The sequence below is a fragment of the Paracidobacterium acidisoli genome, assembly GCF_003428625.2.
Classification (GTDB): domain Bacteria; phylum Acidobacteriota; class Terriglobia; order Terriglobales; family Acidobacteriaceae; genus Paracidobacterium; species Paracidobacterium acidisoli.
Genome location: NZ_QVQT02000005.1, coordinates 241,384 through 258,417 on the forward strand (window position 1 = coordinate 241,384; position 17,034 = coordinate 258,417).

Genomic DNA, 17,034 nt, shown 5'->3' on the forward strand with positions numbered 1-17,034 from the left:
GGATGGCCGACGGCAATCGCCGCAACTGCGGTGGTCATAGCCCCTCCCTCACAAAATGAAAAAGTGTGTGATCTCCGGCATTGCGAAGGAGGGGGAACCTGCCAACCCAGCGGTCGATTTGAGTCAGAACCGCAATCAGCGCCGGATATTTGCAGAAAAAGGGTTCCAGCCAGGATGGAGGAACCGTTACTCCAATGCCGCGCCATTCCCTGAGACGAAACGACGGCGCAAAAGCAGTCCTGATCTCATCCACCGTGGGAAAAAAGACCTGAACGGAAAGATTGCCCACATGGGCTCTCGTTCCTCCGGATTTATGGCGACGGAGGGCTTTTTCTCTTTGGCCATGTGCGTAATACCACACCATCTCCCACAGGCACGTACGGCCGAGCATGCAGAGAAAAAAGTTACCACCTGGACGGATGAAAGCAGCAAGCTTCCTTGCCACAGAGGGTAAATCAGAACTGCAGTTGAGACCGCCAAAATTAGACAACGCGCCGTCGAAATGACCAAAGAGATGGAGTGTCTCAAGATCTTCGTTTGCCAGCACGGTGAAGGTCACGGGCGCCGAAGCGTCACAGCCGGCAAGTTTTTGTCTGGCTATATCGAGCATTCGTTCCGACGTATCACATGCTGTAACGGAAATTCCCTGCGATGCGAGATGAAGAGCATCTTCACCGGTTCCGCAATTGAGCTCAAGGATGTGCTCGCCTGCATGGAAGGAATGAGCTATCGCATCATGAACAAGAAATCGCTGCGCATTTCCGATGCAGGTGTGGGTGAATATCTGATCGTATGTCTCAGCGACAGTGTCAAATACCGCTGATGAGGAGTACGTCTCAGGTATAGGCTCAGCTATGCGCATACGCCTGTATCTCCTGTCGACGGATAGGTATAAAGCGAGCGGCGCCTTTCACCTACAAGGGCAGTAAGTTCAGCAATCCGCGGGGCTGCTATCGTATCGAGAGTGGTTTCCTCTTTCGTGGCGCGAAGCTTCGCCAGCTCCACCTCATAACGCAAAAGCTCATCGGCTATACGATAGAACTCCCTTGGGCGGCGGCCTGTGAGTTCAAACTCCCGGTCTGAAGTCTGATCCCATGGCTTGATCTGAATCAATCGCGAAGCGACTTTATTGTAGTAAGGAGTCCCCTTGATGGGATAAGAGACTGTCGTCAGGAAAATATCGGGATTTGAAGACCGCACATGATCGATAGTTGCTTCAATATCCTCCAGCTCCTCGCCTTCATAGCCCCACATAAGAAACATGCCGGTTTGAATTCCGTATTGGCGGCACAGGGTTACTGCCTGACGAACGGCCTGCACGCTGACTCCCCGCTGCATGGAATCAAGAATCTTCTGCGAGCCGCTTTCAGAGCCGACCCACAAACGAAAACAACCCAGTTCGGCGAGTATGGCAATGACTTTCTCATTCAACCGATCGGAGCGGGAGATGCATTCAAAGGGAATATGTATCCTTCTTCGCCGCAGCTCGGCCGCCCAGCGGGTAAGCCAGTCATGATTGATCGTAAAAACATCATCTGCAATCCACAGCATGTCAGGCTTATAGCGCTCAATCAGCCATTCCAGCTCATCTGCAACAAGTTCCGGTTTGCGGCGGCGATGAGTCTGACCAAAGACGGCATGACTGCACCACTCACAGCGAAACGGGCAACCGCGCGCGGTAATGATGGAGATAGAACCTTTGCCATGATGTGTGCGCCACGTTTCGACATAGCGATCCATGTCGATGGCTTCTCTGGCAGGCCAGGGCTGCGCATCAAGATCCGTGATCTGGGTACGTGAAGCCGTACGATGCGTAACGCCGTCCTTTCGAAATGCAATGCCGGAGACAGCATCAAGTTCGGCTTCGCGGTTGTCTCGCCATGTTGTGAGCAGTTCCTGAAGCGTAAGCTCTCCTTCGCCAATCACAACCACATCCGCACCCGCGTCCAGGTATTCCTCGATGTAGGCTCCTGGCTCGGGGCCGCCGACGATCGTCTTCCAGCCAGCCTGTTTTGCGTCACCAAGAATGCTTACGATCTTCGGCCGCGTCATGAGATTTGCATAAATGCCGAGCACCGAAGGCGGTCCTGTATGGAGGCGCTCACGAAGTGCGGCGAAGGTCTGGAATGTGCTGTCGAATACTTCCACGGAAAAGCCCTTCGCTCTGAGGTGCGAGCAGATATAGAGAAGCCCCAGCGGCGGGTAGGGTTTCATAATCTGAAGTTCCTTGGGATCTTCATAGAGAAAATAACCGTGGGTAAGCAGCAGTTCCATCGTTGGGCTCCTATTCGCAGATACCGATTCCATACAGAATGGGCTCTTCTCCCATGCCGGATTGCAGCACCGGGAGCTGCGTGGGCACAGCATTTCTGCAGCGTCTTTCGAGACGGTAGACCTCGCTCCATAAATAAGCCGAGCGGCTGCGGTCCTGCCTGTCCGCGGGACGCGCATACTGTTCCACTTCATGGTGCAGCGCATTGCGCAGAGAGCGGTAGAACTCGTCGGTATAGGCAGCGCGGAACATCACAGTGAGATCATCGCTGTCGACCCAGTTGCGCTTGGCTCCGAGTTGTTCGCGCACCCGCTGATAAAAAACTGTGCCAGGAAGAGGATAGGAAACGGATACTCCGATGTCATCAGGCTGAGTCGTCCGCACAAGAGCAATCGTCTCTTCGATCTCTGCCAGGGTTTCACCGGGATAGCCGAATTGCAGGAAAAATGCAGCGCGGATGCCCGCTTCTTTGAGCCGTGCCCGTGCTTCGCGAATGGAGTCAACTGATAACCCCTTGTCCATTGCATTCAGGATCGCCTGCGATCCTGACTCGGCTCCCATCCACACCTCTTCGCAGCCGGCTCTTTTCAGGGCAAGTACAGTTTCTGAAGTCATAAGATCGGCGCGGCTTTGAATTTTGAAGGGCAGTGCGGCATCTCTCCGCTCTACCGCATCCGCAAAGTCCTGTACCCAGTGCCGGTTCAGCGCGAAGATATCATCGGCAAACCACAGGTGCTCAACCGAGTAGTCGTATTTAAGAATCTGCATCTCAGCGGCCACCGAATCCGCCGAGCGCAATACAAATCTGTTTCCGTAGATGGGCTTGGCGCACCAGTTGCAGTGAAACGGGCAGCCACGGCTGGCTACCAGATTGGTGGAGGCACGGCCGTGATGTTCGCGCCAGATCGAGGAGTAGCGATGGATGGAAGCCAGGTCTCTTGCTGGCAAAGGATACTGGTCAAGCTCCATGGACGATCTGCGCGGGCCTGTTGAGATGATCTGACCATCCGGCTTGCTCAGGTAAGCGAGCCCGGTAATATTCCAGTCGCTCGTCAGGCCATCCCGAAGTACAGCCTGGAGCAGTTCGAGGATGGTGATTTCGCATTCTCCAAGCAAAACAGCAAGAAAGCCGTGGCTGAGGTACGCCTGCAGGTGGTCGGACGAATCGGAGCCATGTACGACAGAAGGAATACCAGCCGCGGAGGCCTGCCTTTGCATGTTGAAGCTGACATCGCGCATGCGCGAGAGGCACATTTTCGAGAGGAAGTTGAAGCTGTCCTCGCAAATGATCACCAGACGCGGACGATAGCGGGTTAGCGCTTCTTCAAAGCCGTGCTCAGGATCGTCAATCATGGTGTCGAACAACGCAACCGAGTATCCCGCTTCCCTGGCCAGCCCGGCCGCGTAGAGCGTCCCAAGCGGAGGATACGGTTGCTGACGCTGTACCTGCTTGCGGTCGTAATACAAGTGATAAGAATGAGTAAAGAGAACATCCGTCCGTTCTCTGTCGATTTCCGCAGCCATCAAACAACCTCCTGCGATTTCTGTTTTCCCACTGTCGTACTGGCTGCGGTGTCAGGCCTTTGTCACTCCTTTGTCATTTGAGGCAGATCAGAGACTTACGCGCTTTATTTCAGCGCTAGGCTTTGATTTGAGTACACGGTGGAACATGCAGAACAGTCACATGGAAGAGCGGGAATTTGTCGTCTGTGCGCAGGGGCTCCTGTTCGCGGGCAGGCAGATTTTGCTGCGGACGAACGCTCCCAAAATCGCAGGCTATGTAAGCGACTTCTTCCCTGCATATGACATGGCGACGGATCACTCTGCAGGACCAGCGGCTGAGATCACCCTCATGATTACGGAAGGAGAGTCCACGGCTGGCGATGGCTTTCCGTGGTTTAGGGGAAGAGGAGAATTCGCTGTCGCCCAATTTACCCCGGACGACACGCTGTGGTTCAATCTGCGAGCGCGCAGAGTCTTCGGCAGTTTCTCGGCTGCGGTCGCCAACGACCGCGAGCGCTGGCGAAGGCACATATTTCCAACACTATTTGGCATTCTTGCCGCCGCCGTCGATGTTGCCCCGGTGCACGCAGCATGCCTTGCTCGGGATACGGGCGGCCTTTTACTGGCCGCACCGTCGGGGACTGGAAAGTCAACTCTGGCCGTTGCTCTCGGTAGGCGTGGTTACACGTTTTTGTCAGATGACTGGACGTGTCTGGCGCTGGAGGAGGGTGTGATCCGAGCATCGGGATTCCCAATGCCGGTAAAGCTCTTGCCCGATGCTGATCGCTTCTTCCCTGAACTCAGGAGCTATCGCACAGGCATTTCACTGAATGGCGAACTTGCCTTTGAGGTGTCGCCGGTCGACTGCTTCGGTCTCCAGCGTGTTCGCAGCTGCGCGGTCACCTGCATCATTCTCCTGGAGCGTACTGGGAGGACCGGCTGCGATATATCGGAGATTGATTTTGATGAGGCTGCGCAACACCTGATCGCAGAGATTGAGCCCCTGGAAGGAAGTCTTGCTGCCTGCTATGAGCGGCAGATCGATCTCATCCATCATCTGAAGGGCGCAGCTTGCTTTCGTCTCCATTTTGACGAAAACCCGGATGTAGTAGCTGAAGAGCTGGATGCAGTGTGCGGCCCATGGATAAGACATGAGCACCGGTCATAATGGAACACCCGCATCGGGTGACATGATGCATCGCCGCAAAGTGCTGGCGCTGAACGCCTGCTTTTTATGGGAGGGAAGGCGCATCGCCATCCGAACAAACTCTGTCGCAGTACTTCGTGCCGCGGCGTCAGCCGATTCTGACATGCGGATAGCTCCGTCTGATCGTGTCGACATGCAATGGGAGATTGTTGCGGAGATCCCGGATATTGTTCCGAGAAGCAGGCTGAATTGCCGCGTGGTGCGTGACAGAGGCACGGTGTATCTGGATATGGGCCCGAGCCAGTGGTTTGCCTTTGATTCGGAAACGGGCAATGGAGCAGGTTTTGTGTACGGTGCTGAATCTGATGAAGAAACAGCAGAGAACGCAGTTCAATACCTGTCTCTCATTCTCAATCACCTCAAACCAATTCTTTTGGAAGAAGAACAGGGAACCTGGCAGAGATGAATGCTGCAACGACATTTCGCAAAGCGGTGACAACCTTTCTGGGAATCAGGCGGCCGGATCTGTTGGCGGGACTGAAGCAGGCAGAGTGGCAAAGAAATCTTCGGTGGCTCGATCGGAGCGGCCTTGCGCTTCCATTGGCTTCCTGTCTCGAAAAGGGTAATAGCGAGATACCCATCCCTCCTGAAGTGGCAGATGCGCTGTTGCTGCGCCTCGCAGATAACGAAAAGCGAATGGAGAGCATACTCTGCATTTTCAGGGAGACTCTATCCGCACTGAATGCAGCTGAAGTGCGTTATTGCTGCGTCAAGGGTTTTACCCTGATACCTGAATGTTTCCACCACATTCGCGAGCGCCATCAGGTAGATCTGGACTTTCTCATAGATCCCGGCGACGTAAAGCGCGCTGTTTCGGCTATGGAGACGGCCGGTTATCCATTGCTCGAAGCTCGATCGTCCGGCGAGTTGCGTTTCTCGCGGCCGCGAAAAAAGCATCTTGGGGTGAATGCATGGCTCTACCAGATGCCTGAGACAATCTCCATCGAATTGCATACTCAGGTGTGGGAGCCCGAGCCCGGGGCAGTCAACCTCACGCCTCCCGAAAACTTCCTGAATCATACAGTGCCTCACGAAGTATCGGGTGTGAGCCTTCAATGCCTCAGTCCTTCATATCAGTTCGTTTATCTTGTGCTGCACATCTTTCGTCATTTGGCCTCTTCCTGGGTACGCCTGCTCTCTGTATACGAAGTTTCGATGCTGCTGCGTAAATGGCAGGCGGAAAAAGATCGATGGGAAGAGATATCCGTGCTGATGGAAAGCAATCAAAACCTGTCTTCAGCCTGCGCACTGATTATCGAGATAGCGCGCCGCATATTCGATGTTGAGCCTCCTCAGTTACTTGCTGAATTTTGCCGGAGATCGCTGTCTGCGGAAAGCACTCGTTGGCTTGGCCGGCACCTCGAATCATGGGCTTTCACCGATCCTCCTGGGAATAAGCTCGCTTTGCTCGTTCAGGGGCAGTTCTTTCATGACCGCAGCATCTGGCATCAATATCTGCTGCAAAGGCTGTTCCCGCGACACAAAACTCCTTTACTGAGCGAAGATGCCGATCCAGCGACGAAGGAAAGCCTGTCTTTTCGTATGGAAGACCTTCTTTATAAGGCAGATCGTGCCTGGTATCACTTCCATTCCAACTATCAATATCTGATGGCGCAGCTTCAGCGGCAGACAGCAGAGCGCAGGCGGCAGCAGATACCGGACAGATTTGCAGGCGGAGTGTAGCGATGGCATCTTCCTCAGAGGAGATACGCGCCACATCCCGTTTCGCAAGTGTTGCCCAATTCGGGCCTGCCCTCGAAAATTCGATCATCGCGGTATCGGTCATTATCCTGCTGTGGAAAGGCGTAATCGCAGGATTTCGCAGCATTAATACGGATTTCCCCAATTATTATGTGGTTGCCAGACTCATTCGCGAGCACTATCTGCTGGATCGCATTTATGACTGGGTATGGTTTCAGCGGGCCACAGATCATTTTGGAATCACCCATCAGCTGACCGGATATGTCGGCCTTACTCCGTTCTCCGCTTTTCCATTGCTGCCTTTCGCAGAGCTGAGTCCCATGCATGCAAAGTATCTTTGGGTAGCATGCAACATTGTGCTGCTTGTACTTTCTGTATGCGCACTCGGGAAAATCAGCGGCATGGGCTCGCGCAGAGCATGGTTTATCGCATTATGCGCACTTGTTCCGTTGAGAAATGATTTGCTCTATGGCCAGATGCACCTGGTAATTCTGGCTTTGCTGGCAGCGGGCTATATCTTTCATATGCGGGGGAAGCAGGTTGCCAGCGGATGCTGCATGGCCATCGCCGGTGCGTTAAAAATATATCCGCTGTTTTTCTGTTTGTACTTCCTTTTAAAGAGAAGGTGGAAAGCTCTTACAGCAACGATTCTCTGTGCCGCGGCCTGTATTGCTCTTTCATATGTTGTGGCAGGACAGTCCGCTATGCATGCATATCTTACAGAGCAGTTGCCACGCTCACTTCGCGGAGAAAGTACAGATCCCTTCCTGCCGACGGTAACCTCCGCGACAGCGATGTTCCATCGGTTGTTTCTTTTCGAGCCAGAACTCAACCCCCACCCCTTTCTGCAGTCGCCACTGCTTTATGCGATGCTTTATCCGCTTTGGCAGGCCATTCTGGCTGGTGTGCTGCTGTCACTCTTCCGGCCGGCATTTAATACTGATGCGCGCGAGGCGCTGGAATGGGCCTCGTTTACCACTCTGTTGCTGTTTCTCTCGTCCGCTCCGGCGACCTATCACTACGTCGTATTGATTTTGCCCGCGGTGATCACGCTTGCGGCATTGTTAGCGATCGGAAAGAAGAGGGCTGCGGTTGTATTCTTCCTCCTGTATCTTGCTGCATGCAATCTCACCACGATTCGCACGGCACACAATGTGGTGAACATATTCACGCCGTTGCATTACGTAAAGCTCTGGGCCGGAGTCGGTCTGATTTGTTGCTATTGCATTTTTCTATTGTCTGAAGATATCCCGGAGCCGACCGGGAAGAAATATCCCTTTGTTCCGGTCAGGACCGCGACATTTGTTCTGGGATTATGGCTTGCAGGAGCCATCATCCCTCTGAGCCATCTCCGGCATTTTCGACAGGATGTAGCATCGCGCATCGCGCTCTCTGATTCGGCATATGTGAGAAGCGCACCAATACAAACAGATCGGGGGCTCATGTATGTCGCGATGCTTCGCAGTGGGTATCACATTATGCTTTCCGGGAAGCAGTTGCCCGGCGGAACCGGGGAAAGGCAGCCAGTCGAAGATCAATTGAGTTTCACCACGGATGTATCAGGGAAAGAAGTCTGGATAGAGGAGGCTGGCTCATCGATCTCTCGTGTTGTGCGTATGGGCCCGTCTGGCGTGACCTGTGAGATCGAGAATGCGGAATCTCCGGCTTTGTCGCGCGATGGCCGCAAGGTAGCCTTCCTGCGTGAGGATCACGGACATGGCAGCCTCTGGCTTTTCGACGCTGTAAGCTGTGAAAAAACAGGGAGCGTTGACCCGGTGAAGCTCACCTCTGCCGGCATGGATGTGCGTACGGTCGTATCAGCTTCCGGAGATGAGTGGATATTCAGTGCATTGGCCGGCGGTCGAGAGCGCATTTATGCCATTGTTCCAGGTCATGCCGCGCATCCGTTGATTGAGGAGCAATCCGATCTGGATTCACCTTCCCCTGATCCCGAAGGCGGACGGATAGTAGCAAGGAAGAGAATTGGAGAGCATTGGCAGCTTATCGTGATAAATCCAGCCGCTGCTGCCCAGACCTTCCTGGAAAAGCAGCTCACATCAGGAGACTGCGACGCATATACGCCTTCATGGGAAGGTGAAAACACCATACTTTACGCCACCGATTGTTCCCGCGGTCGCGGAATGAATGCTTTGGCCACGCTAAAGGTATACAGATAAGCGGGACTCTTTGCGTCGAAGGCAGCCCGAGACAGCCGCCTCTCTGTCAGTACGATGAGGGCTGTGAGACGTCGTAGTCTTCGCCAAATTTATTTTTGTGTGGTCCCGGAATCGACGCTTCAACGGAAATCGTGCCCAGCTCCCGTGTGCGGCCGGAGACAGAGATGCGGCGTCCGAGTGCGGCGAGGCTCGCATCTGAGCTGCCCATCGCCCACACGTGCAGATCATAGGTTCCGGGCGCAACATCCGGAATGGTTACCGCCCCCGTCGCAGAGGACACGGCAAACCAGCGCGTCGGTACGGTAATGATGATGGCGCTCATTTCGGGATGAATGTTACAGAAGATATACGACACCCCTGAGCGGTCGAAATGAACGCTGCGGGTCGTTCCGCTTTCATACAATCCAAGATCGAATCGCCTGCCGTTGAAGAGCGAAAACACATTGTGGAAGAAGGGATCCTCATTTGGAAAATCAACCACGCCGCCGGTCGGTATGACGAGGAGGTGTGGGATAAACTGCTTATTTTTTTGCGCAAGCTGATAATGGGTTTTCCCGATATCGCGTGGAACCACACTGGATTCGCCCGGGTCTGCAGGCGTGAGCCAAAGAACTACATCTGCATTGGAGTGGTGCCGGCTGCTGCGATCGGCCCCCAACATCTTTACCTTTATCTGCGCAGTAATCTCCGTGCCGTCAGCATAGGCCGCAGTGGTCAGCAGGATGCTTCCGGCAACGCAGATTAAAAGAGGACGCAGAAGTCTCATCATCACTCGTCAGAAGAGGTAGCCCATCGTCAGCGTCATGTCGCCGGCCGATTGCGCTGGGCCGTAAATATACCAGGAGCGAAGGTTTCGGTATTCGCCCGAAAATACAAGGTAGCTTTTCGGGCGAAAAATAAGGTTGGCGCCCACACCGCGATTCCTTGTCAGATAGAAATATGCTGAGGTGACCGACATCGGATTGCCGTCCCGCAACTCACCGGCGTCCGCATCGTCCTCACCCCAGAAAACATTGGCTTCTGTCACCGGGTTGAACCGCGCTTTAAGCTGTGTCCAGCCGCCAGTCGCATCAAGGGCATGAGCATATTTTCCTTCATAACCGATGACGATGTTCTTGAACGCTCCTCCGCCAAGATCACCGATTCCGCTGCCCCGGTAAAATTCTCCGGATAGCTCTGCAATCCGGGAGAGGGGAATGCGCCAGTCTGCCGTTCCGGCCCAGAAGTTCAGAGAGTCGTCACCATAATAGAGCTGACGAGTGAAGTAGCCGTTGAATCCTATCTGCCATGGACGCTGCGAGTCTCCCCACTGATAAGAGGCCCTGGCCTCATAGCCGGGCTGCAGACTTCTTCTCGTGATGCCGTAGGATTGCTCGCTGGTGATGTCATCCGTAGTGGGATCGAGAAGGCCAAAACCCAGCACCGCTCGTGACGTGCCGGACATGGGAATCTTTTGTTCTACCGTCACCTGCGGAAGCCATGTCCACAGATTGCCTGACCACGCCAGCGAAGGCTCACCGACGGTGGCAAACGACGTGGGCGAGAGCAGCGAGATCATCGGTGTCTCATATCCCGCGGAGACCTGAGTATTTGTCCAGTCGAGAGTCACATCGGCGGTCCGCAGGTGGAGATTGCTCTGAGGAGCCGTCGTCGTGACAGTGGACGTGTAGCCTGGCTGGTCGAAAAAATCTGTCATCACATCTGCGGATGTACGAGCATTCCACACTCGAGGTCCGGTTGCATGCAGCCCGATCTCGGTTTGCCGGACACTGGCGCCCAGCGAATGGTGCGTGTAATCGTTGTTCTGGGGGAGTGCGATCAGTGGGAGGGTCGGATTGTCCACACTGCCATCGACCACAAACGAATTAAAAAGAAGCATCCCCGTGATGCTGAGAGGGTATTTTGACTCAGTCGTCACCTTGGTCTGATCGAAGGTCCTGAGCTGAGAATGAACGACCGCCTGATCCTCCCGCAGCTGATCGACATCAGCCTTCAGAGCATCTGCCCCAGTCGCGCGCTGCTGAGCTGCTCCTACTTCGCTTTGCAGCTCGGTTACCTGTTTCTTCAGCTCTTCCACCTGCTGATGCGAATCATGAAGCTCCCGCTTCATTTCATCGAGCGCGTGCAGAATGTCTGTAAGCTGTGGCTGCGATGAGGCCGCCGGGTTAGCTGCTCCTGCCGAAACCGGTGGTGAATCATTTTCAGGTGCTGATGAAACCTGCTGTGCCTGAAGCGGCAGAGCAAGCGAAAGTATTGTCAAAAATGCACAAAGGGAGGGTATCGCGATCAGAAGACACGGTGTTCTCCTCAATGGCATGTTCATAATCGTCACCGCGCCGACCTGTTAGGCGCAAACAACTGAAAGCAATTCCCAGCTTTACACAAGCATGATCAGATCGAAAGATCGTCGTCGATGCTTCCGTATTCTGTTGGCAGATATCCCGCTTCAGCCTGTACAGGCGATTTTTGATTTCGTCTCAGGATTAGGGTCTATCAACATGCTCCGCTTCTGTCCCACACGATATGAAGGGTCTTTGTCAGCACCCGAATATCCCGTGTGAGAGACCAGTTGCTTACGTATTCTACGTCGAGAGCAACGCGGCGTTCATACGGAACATCGCCACGTCCATTTACCGGCCACATGCCTGTAATTTCCGGCAATACAGCTCTGTACAGCGAGATACCGCCCGTATTGTGCCATCTCCTCGAGTACGACGGGGGGCGGAACCGGCCAGGCTCATCTGCCCGGGAAGAGCATTGAGGATTTGTGATAATTCGTCGAGATCGGTCCGGCGAAGGAAGCGTCCGATACCTGAGACGCGAGGATACTTCCGCAGTTTGCGATAACAGTTCCACCCATTCTGGGCATCGAAATCCACCACCCCTCCTGGTGAAGACTGAATCCACAGGCTCTGCTTCCATTCCCGGCAGATCGTGTGGCGGTTCAGCTTTATCGATATCTTCGTTGAATGCCGCAGGAGAGCTGGCAATGCAGCGTCACTTGTTTGTCACTATTTTGTCAGTGCCGCATGAAGATTCGGAACGAGGGTATCGCTTCGTCGTCATCTTCCGCTCTCGTTATCTGTATTGCCGCTGTAAACCTGCGGCTCCCCCAGACTCCCTGCGGGAGGAAGGTGGCGAATATAGTCCACTGCCTGCCACATCTCGTCATCACTCAGCGTCCCTTTGGCCGCAGGCATGCCGGAGGGGGCAATGCCATGCTCGATGATCCACTTCAGTTGCCCATCGGAGTAGCTCTGCACCTCACGCGATGCCAGTGACGGAATGGGAGGAGAAAGACTTGCGGCAAATGGAACTCCCGTGTTCTGCCCGTCCCGCCCGTGACATACAACGCAGTAATAGCCAAAGACCTGCTTGCCGGCATCGACGTTCATACTGGTATCCGGTACAGGGTTATGAACATCTCTGTCGCCGACCGTGACGTGATGCTTTGTCCACTGCACCGTCCGGGTCTCCAGATCGCCAGGAGGCTTCACGCTGCATCCGCAACTCCAGAGGAGCGCTGCGCCTCCCAGTGCCATAACTGCAATTCGTCTTTGCATGTCACTTATCTGTTACGTGAATCACAAACGTCATCGAGCCATGTCCGGAGCCGCAAAACCGCCCGCAGCGCCCCGGAAAATCACCGGCAGCCTCAGGCGTAAACGTAACCTCCGCAACATGGCCCTTTGTGATCGTCTGGTTGATATGGAGTCCCGGCACGAACAGGCTGTGCGTGACATCTTCTGACGTCAGCGCCAGGGTCACCGGTTCGCCCTTCACCACCGTGATCTCGGCGGGTGTAAATGAAAACCGTTTAGCATGAATCTCGATGCGGTGCGTGCCTGCATCAGGGGCTGCCGCCTGAGCCGCAGCGCTGGTTCCGGACAAAGTCAGCATAGGTAACAGCAGGAACATCCAGAAAAGATGTTTCATCTAAAAATCCTCATAGTCAGGGGCTGAAGGACACATCGGAACCTCTGGCGAAGAGCATCCAGAAGAAGAATTATGGAGCGAGGTAACGCAAAAGGTCCTGCTGATCTTTGCTGGACAATCTTGCCCGTGTGCGCATGTGCATCACAATGGTGCCCGTGATCTGCGGAGGAATCGTCATCGGAGGTTTATGGCAGCGCGAGCAGTTGTTCATAAAAACGCGCTCCCCGCGTGGCTGTTCAGTCTTCTGCGTACTCTGTGATGTTTTGGTCCCTGCACTGCCTGTCTGCGCGCGTGCGGTAAACGGTACTGTGCCGCTCGCGGCAAGAAGAACGATGCCGGCCAGTAAGAAGATTGTTGGGTAACGACGAAGCATCGTTTTCATCTCACTTTCTTTTCCGGCCAAAGCGGCCATGTAAAGCGATAGGTAAAGCCCGTGTTCCAGATATTGGCATCCTGTTTTGAAGTGAATTGCCGCCCATAACTCGAGATAATTCTCCAGTTGCTCTTGAGGTAGTAATTCACTCCAAAATCCACCCGTTGTGTCTCGATGTTCGGTACTCCGGAGCCGCCTCCATGAAGCGGATGGAAGTCCTGGACGCGCATCGCGAGCTGAACATTTTTCATAAAGGCATTCGCCACAGGAACCTGAGAAAGCATGTACGCTCCATCAATCCAGAATCCCTGCCCCGTAAAGGAGCGGTCGTATTGTGCCTTCAGATCGAATGGCGCCTGTAGCGGCTGCCATGAGAGATAAGCGGTTTCATTATTGCTGTGGTGTCCCTCGCGAAATCGCTGATAAGAGGTGCCCAGCTCAATATGCCGATTGGGAAAATAGACACTCACGTCCTCACCAAGCGTTCGCGATGCTTGAAGCTGATTCACGCCGCTGTGAGCCGAGTAATATGCGGAGTACTGCACGCTGGCACTGTTGGTCTGCGCAATAACACCGCGCAGCATGCCGCCTTCGCCTGCTCCGCTGGTGCGTGTGCCAATCGAATAGTCAATAGGAAGATCCTGAAAGTTACGTATCCATACCGGCTCAAGACGCTCCGATACCAGCCCGAAGGGAAGAATGTACTTGCCGGCCACAACAGTCGCATGCGTATTCGCCAGCCAGTCGAGCTGCGCATAGTCAACGGTTTTGAATATCTCTCCGGTGTAATCTCCTGAAGTTCCGTTACGGCGCTCAAAGAAGCCGGTAAATTCCGTACGGCTTTCCACGAGGAGATGGCTTCCCAGCGGAAGCAGTAAAAGCGGATTGATCTGCGGCAGGAGCGTGGGAATGCCGCCATTCACGTTGTAGATGTAATCGACATCTCCGCTCAGGACCGGCGCATAGCCGGCATGAGTCGTATCGGTATCGGCGTCCTGTGCATGGAGCTGGAGAGCGCACAACAGCAATAAGCCTGCAAGTATCCAGACTCTCATCTCGTTCCCATCTTTCCAGTGGTTGCGTTTTGCTCTTCGTGACTCAACGGCCACCTCTTTGATTCGGACTCACAGCTGCGTGAACAGCCGTGGCAACTGTCAATGAGGCGAGTGTAGGAAATGCCTGTCTGCTGCTTGCCTGCGTGATGTCATTCCTTTGTCACGTATTCGGGTCTGCAATTTAAGAGGGTTTGCCGGGATATAAATCACTCGTGATGCACGGAAACAGATGCGTTCAGGTGGATGAAAAAATGCCCTGTGAGAGCAATGCGATAAGTGAGGCCGAATCGTCGTCGCCATCGGTTGCCTACGGAGTGGGGCGCCAAAAATTTGGAGGCACGCTTCGTAAAAATCACAGAGTTCCGGTGATTTGTTGCAGGGCAACTGAAAAGTTGTTCCCGGCATTTGGCAGCAGCCTATTCCTGAATGCTCCGTCGACCTTTGCTCCGCCGGACAGGGGACCTGTTACGCCTGACTATATCGTCGGTCCAGGAGATGAACTCCTTCTCCGAGCATGGGGTACAGCAGTGCCACCGTTTTGGCGGAATAAGGAACGGCCGTATGCCCGGGAAAGGCCAAAAATCTTTAGCGCGAACAGCTGCCATTCAGGAGTTGCATTCCGATGGTACGCTGGTTCAGTATTTGTATGAGTAAGCGTTTTCCCCGGACAGCCTTCGCCTAGGAAAACGCTCGACCGACAGCCGCCGAAACGGGGAGCCCGTAATGAAAAAAACAGAGACAATGAGCCGCAGAACGTTTCTATCGGCCGCAGCAGGCACAGCCGCGGCATCACTGTTCACTACCGCACATGCCGGCGCTCTGTACTCTTCAATGGCCCAGGCGGGCAACGCAGATCCGCAGTATCCGTGGAAAGACAAAGGCGTCATCGATCTTTCTCATTCGCCGTATGCAAAACTCAAAGGCGTGCCGGTGGCCGCCGTCACCATCCAGGAAGGATTCTGGTCGAAAAGACGGCAGACGAATGTGCAGGACAGTATCCCAAGCATGTATGACGAGCTGATCGCCCACGGCCGCATGGATAATTTTCTCCGGCTTGAAGGCAGATCGGATGCGCCGCAAAAGGGTCCCGTCTACTCCGATTCCGACATGTATAAGTGGACCGAAGCCGTTGGATTTGCCCTGCAGACCCAAAATCTGCCGGCGCTTCGGGAAAAAGCCGACACAGTCATTCATGAAATCGTGGCCGCGCAGGAGCCGGGCGGCTATCTGAACACCTATTATGTGCAGGATCGGTCGAAACTACGCATGCTTCCGGATACGCAGACCACCGGGCATGAGCTGTACAACATCGGTCATCTCATCCAGGGTTCCATTGCGTACTATCGGGCCACCGGCGATCCTACGCTGCTCGATGCAGGCATAAAGTTTGTCGACGGCTTTCTTCTGCCAAACTACGGCCCCGGCCCCAATCAGAAGCCGATCGTGGCAGGGCATCCTGAAATCGAGATGTCGCTGATCGAGCTGTATCGCACCACCGGGAATCATAAGTATCTTGAGCTCGCAGGATATATCCTGCACGGCGACACGCGCATTCCGCTGAAAGAGCGGCAGATCGTGTATATGTTCTGCGGCATTCCTTTCACGTCGCGCACAAAGCTCGAAGGACATGCTGTGCGTGCCATGTATGCGTGTTGCGGCGCGACAGATTACTACCTCGAAACCGGAGATGCGTCTTATCTCAATACGCTGACGCATCTGTGGGAAGACCTGATCGAGCATCAGCTCTACATCACCGGGGGAGTCGGTGCGCGCAGCGAAGGAGAAGCCTTCGGCGATGCCTACGAGCTTCCGAACGCGCGGGCTTATGGAGAAAGCTGCGCGGCAATCGGAAACATGATGTGGAATTACCGCATGCTCTCGGCAACTGCCGACGCAAGGCATGCAGATGTGATGGAGCGCGCGCTCTATAACGGAATCAATTCCGGTATGTCGCTGAATGGCAGGCTGTATTGTTATCGCAATCCGCTGGCCTTCGACCCCTCGACTGGCGATCGTATCCGCAATCCGTGGTACGACACCACCTGCTGCCCCCCGAATCTGGAGCGCACCCTGGCATCGCTGCCGGGATATTTTTACAGCACCTCATCAGAAGGGATCTACATTCATCTCTATGACAATTCTGAGCTGAACTGGCGCCTGGAGAGCGGGAATGCGATTCGCATCACGCAGACCACAAAATATCCCTGGGAAGGCCGCGTCAATCTGCGCGTAATGCCTGGCCAGCCGGAAGAGTTCACCATATTCCTGCGCATTCCCTCCTGGTCCCGAGCGTCATCGGTGAGTGTGGGGGGTAGGCAAATGGGAAATATTGCCCCCGGACGATATCTGGCCATTCGGCGCCGCTGGAGCGGAGAAGAAAATATCGAGCTTAATCTCGATATGCAGCCGAAGCTCGTACGGGCCAATCCGGCCGTCGCCGAAGACACAGGCCGGATCGCAGTACAGCGCGGGCCGGTGGTCTTCTGTATGGAGCAGCTCGACCAGGCCGACGCAAAGCCGGACAACTTCGCGTTATTCGCCGCACGCCTGTCAGGAGAAACGACGGCGCAGTACAACGCCGACCTTCTGGATGGCGTTGTTGAGTTGACGCACGCAGGGGTGGTCAACGAGCAGGCCGCTTCCGCTGCACTTTATCAAGCTGCGCAGACCGCAGGCTCCGGAGGACAGAGCATGCCGCTCCGTCTCATTCCGTATTACGCATGGGCAAATCGGGAGCCGTCAAATATGCAGGTCTGGATACCGTATTCACGCGCATAGTCGAATTCGTTTTCACGCTTGCCTGTCCTGCT

General features: G+C 54.6%; 17 protein-coding genes. 6 read left to right on the top strand and 11 right to left on the bottom strand.

The annotated features are described in order from the left end of the window. Window positions 1-34: 34 nt before the first annotated feature. From D0Y96_RS14985 to D0Y96_RS14995, 3 genes are read right to left on the bottom strand one after another with little or no spacing between them, the layout of a single operon-like run. Window positions 35-862, bottom strand: coding sequence for a class I SAM-dependent DNA methyltransferase (locus D0Y96_RS14985; protein WP_117301451.1), 828 nt, complete (start codon window positions 860-862; stop codon window positions 35-37). After that, window positions 853-2,274, bottom strand: coding sequence for a B12-binding domain-containing radical SAM protein (locus D0Y96_RS14990; RefSeq protein ID WP_117301453.1), 1,422 nt, complete (start codon window positions 2,272-2,274; stop codon window positions 853-855). The genes D0Y96_RS14985 and D0Y96_RS14990 overlap by 10 nt, the downstream gene beginning before the upstream one ends. Window positions 2,275-2,284: 10 nt before the next feature. Continuing rightward, entirely contained in the window at window positions 2,285-3,796 is a 1,512-nt protein-coding gene (locus D0Y96_RS14995; protein WP_117301455.1) for a B12-binding domain-containing radical SAM protein, read from the bottom strand. A 160-nt stretch (window positions 3,797-3,956) separates the two neighbouring features. Here D0Y96_RS14995 and D0Y96_RS15000 point away from each other — a divergent pair, with 160 nt between their 5' ends. Genes D0Y96_RS15000 through D0Y96_RS15015 form a run of 4 tightly spaced genes read left to right on the top strand, consistent with a single transcriptional unit; the run spans window position 3,957 to window position 8,860 of the window. Further along, on the top strand, window positions 3,957-4,943 hold the full coding sequence (locus tag D0Y96_RS15000; RefSeq protein WP_117301457.1) for a hypothetical protein: 987 nt from the start codon (window positions 3,957-3,959) through the stop codon (window positions 4,941-4,943). Then, window positions 4,927-5,388, top strand: coding sequence for a hypothetical protein (locus tag D0Y96_RS15005; RefSeq protein ID WP_147325082.1), 462 nt, complete (start codon window positions 4,927-4,929; stop codon window positions 5,386-5,388). The genes D0Y96_RS15000 and D0Y96_RS15005 overlap by 17 nt, the downstream gene beginning before the upstream one ends. Then, window positions 5,385-6,665: a nucleotidyltransferase family protein gene (locus tag D0Y96_RS15010; RefSeq protein WP_117301461.1), complete on the top strand. Its 1,281-nt coding sequence runs from the start codon at window positions 5,385-5,387 to the stop codon at window positions 6,663-6,665. Before D0Y96_RS15005 ends, D0Y96_RS15010 begins: the two co-directional genes overlap by 4 nt. Before the next feature lie 2 nt (window positions 6,666-6,667). Further along, window positions 6,668-8,860 carry a glycosyltransferase 87 family protein gene (locus D0Y96_RS15015; RefSeq protein ID WP_117301463.1) on the top strand — a complete coding sequence of 731 codons (2,193 nt, stop codon included), beginning with the start codon at window positions 6,668-6,670 and terminating at the stop codon, window positions 8,858-8,860. 46 nt (window positions 8,861-8,906) lie between these two features. Here D0Y96_RS15015 and D0Y96_RS15020 read toward each other — a convergent pair whose 3' ends face one another. Continuing rightward, the gene (locus D0Y96_RS15020; protein ID WP_158562415.1) at window positions 8,907-9,182 is read right to left on the bottom strand and encodes a peptidase associated/transthyretin-like domain-containing protein; all 276 of its coding nucleotides are present in this window, start codon (window positions 9,180-9,182) and stop codon (window positions 8,907-8,909) included. A gap of 48 nt (window positions 9,183-9,230) precedes the next feature. Between D0Y96_RS15020 and D0Y96_RS15025 the strand changes: the two genes are divergently transcribed. Next, window positions 9,231-9,605, top strand: a complete 375-nt coding sequence (locus D0Y96_RS15025) for a hypothetical protein (RefSeq protein ID WP_158562416.1) — start codon at window positions 9,231-9,233, stop codon at window positions 9,603-9,605. Between the two features lie 30 nt (window positions 9,606-9,635). On the opposite strand, the gene D0Y96_RS15030 is transcribed toward D0Y96_RS15025, so the two are convergent. The 7 genes from D0Y96_RS15030 to D0Y96_RS15060 form a co-directional block, all read right to left on the bottom strand. After that, window positions 9,636-10,970: an HlyD family secretion protein gene (locus D0Y96_RS15030; RefSeq protein WP_117301468.1), complete on the bottom strand. Its 1,335-nt coding sequence runs from the start codon at window positions 10,968-10,970 to the stop codon at window positions 9,636-9,638. 383 nt (window positions 10,971-11,353) lie between these two features. Next, entirely contained in the window at window positions 11,354-11,521 is a 168-nt protein-coding gene (locus tag D0Y96_RS20790; protein ID WP_350449088.1) for a sugar transferase, read from the bottom strand. Further along, window positions 11,491-11,742, bottom strand: coding sequence for a sugar transferase (locus D0Y96_RS20795; protein ID WP_350449097.1), 252 nt, complete (start codon window positions 11,740-11,742; stop codon window positions 11,491-11,493). Before D0Y96_RS20795 ends, D0Y96_RS20790 begins: the two co-directional genes overlap by 31 nt. 180 nt (window positions 11,743-11,922) lie before the next feature. Next, window positions 11,923-12,357, bottom strand: a complete 435-nt coding sequence (locus tag D0Y96_RS15045) for a c-type cytochrome (protein WP_350449089.1) — start codon at window positions 12,355-12,357, stop codon at window positions 11,923-11,925. A gap of 67 nt (window positions 12,358-12,424) precedes the next feature. Next, the gene (locus tag D0Y96_RS15050; protein ID WP_252263817.1) at window positions 12,425-12,796 is read right to left on the bottom strand and encodes a cupredoxin domain-containing protein; all 372 of its coding nucleotides are present in this window, start codon (window positions 12,794-12,796) and stop codon (window positions 12,425-12,427) included. Between the two features lie 70 nt (window positions 12,797-12,866). After that, window positions 12,867-13,178, bottom strand: coding sequence for a cytochrome c family protein (locus D0Y96_RS15055; protein ID WP_117301479.1), 312 nt, complete (start codon window positions 13,176-13,178; stop codon window positions 12,867-12,869). Next, window positions 13,175-14,224, bottom strand: coding sequence for a hypothetical protein (locus tag D0Y96_RS15060; RefSeq protein ID WP_147325084.1), 1,050 nt, complete (start codon window positions 14,222-14,224; stop codon window positions 13,175-13,177). Before D0Y96_RS15060 ends, D0Y96_RS15055 begins: the two co-directional genes overlap by 4 nt. A gap of 723 nt (window positions 14,225-14,947) precedes the next feature. Between D0Y96_RS15060 and D0Y96_RS15065 the strand changes: the two genes are divergently transcribed. Continuing rightward, window positions 14,948-17,002, top strand: coding sequence for a glycoside hydrolase family 127 protein (locus tag D0Y96_RS15065; protein WP_117301484.1), 2,055 nt, complete (start codon window positions 14,948-14,950; stop codon window positions 17,000-17,002). The last annotated feature ends 32 nt before the right edge of the window (window positions 17,003-17,034 follow it).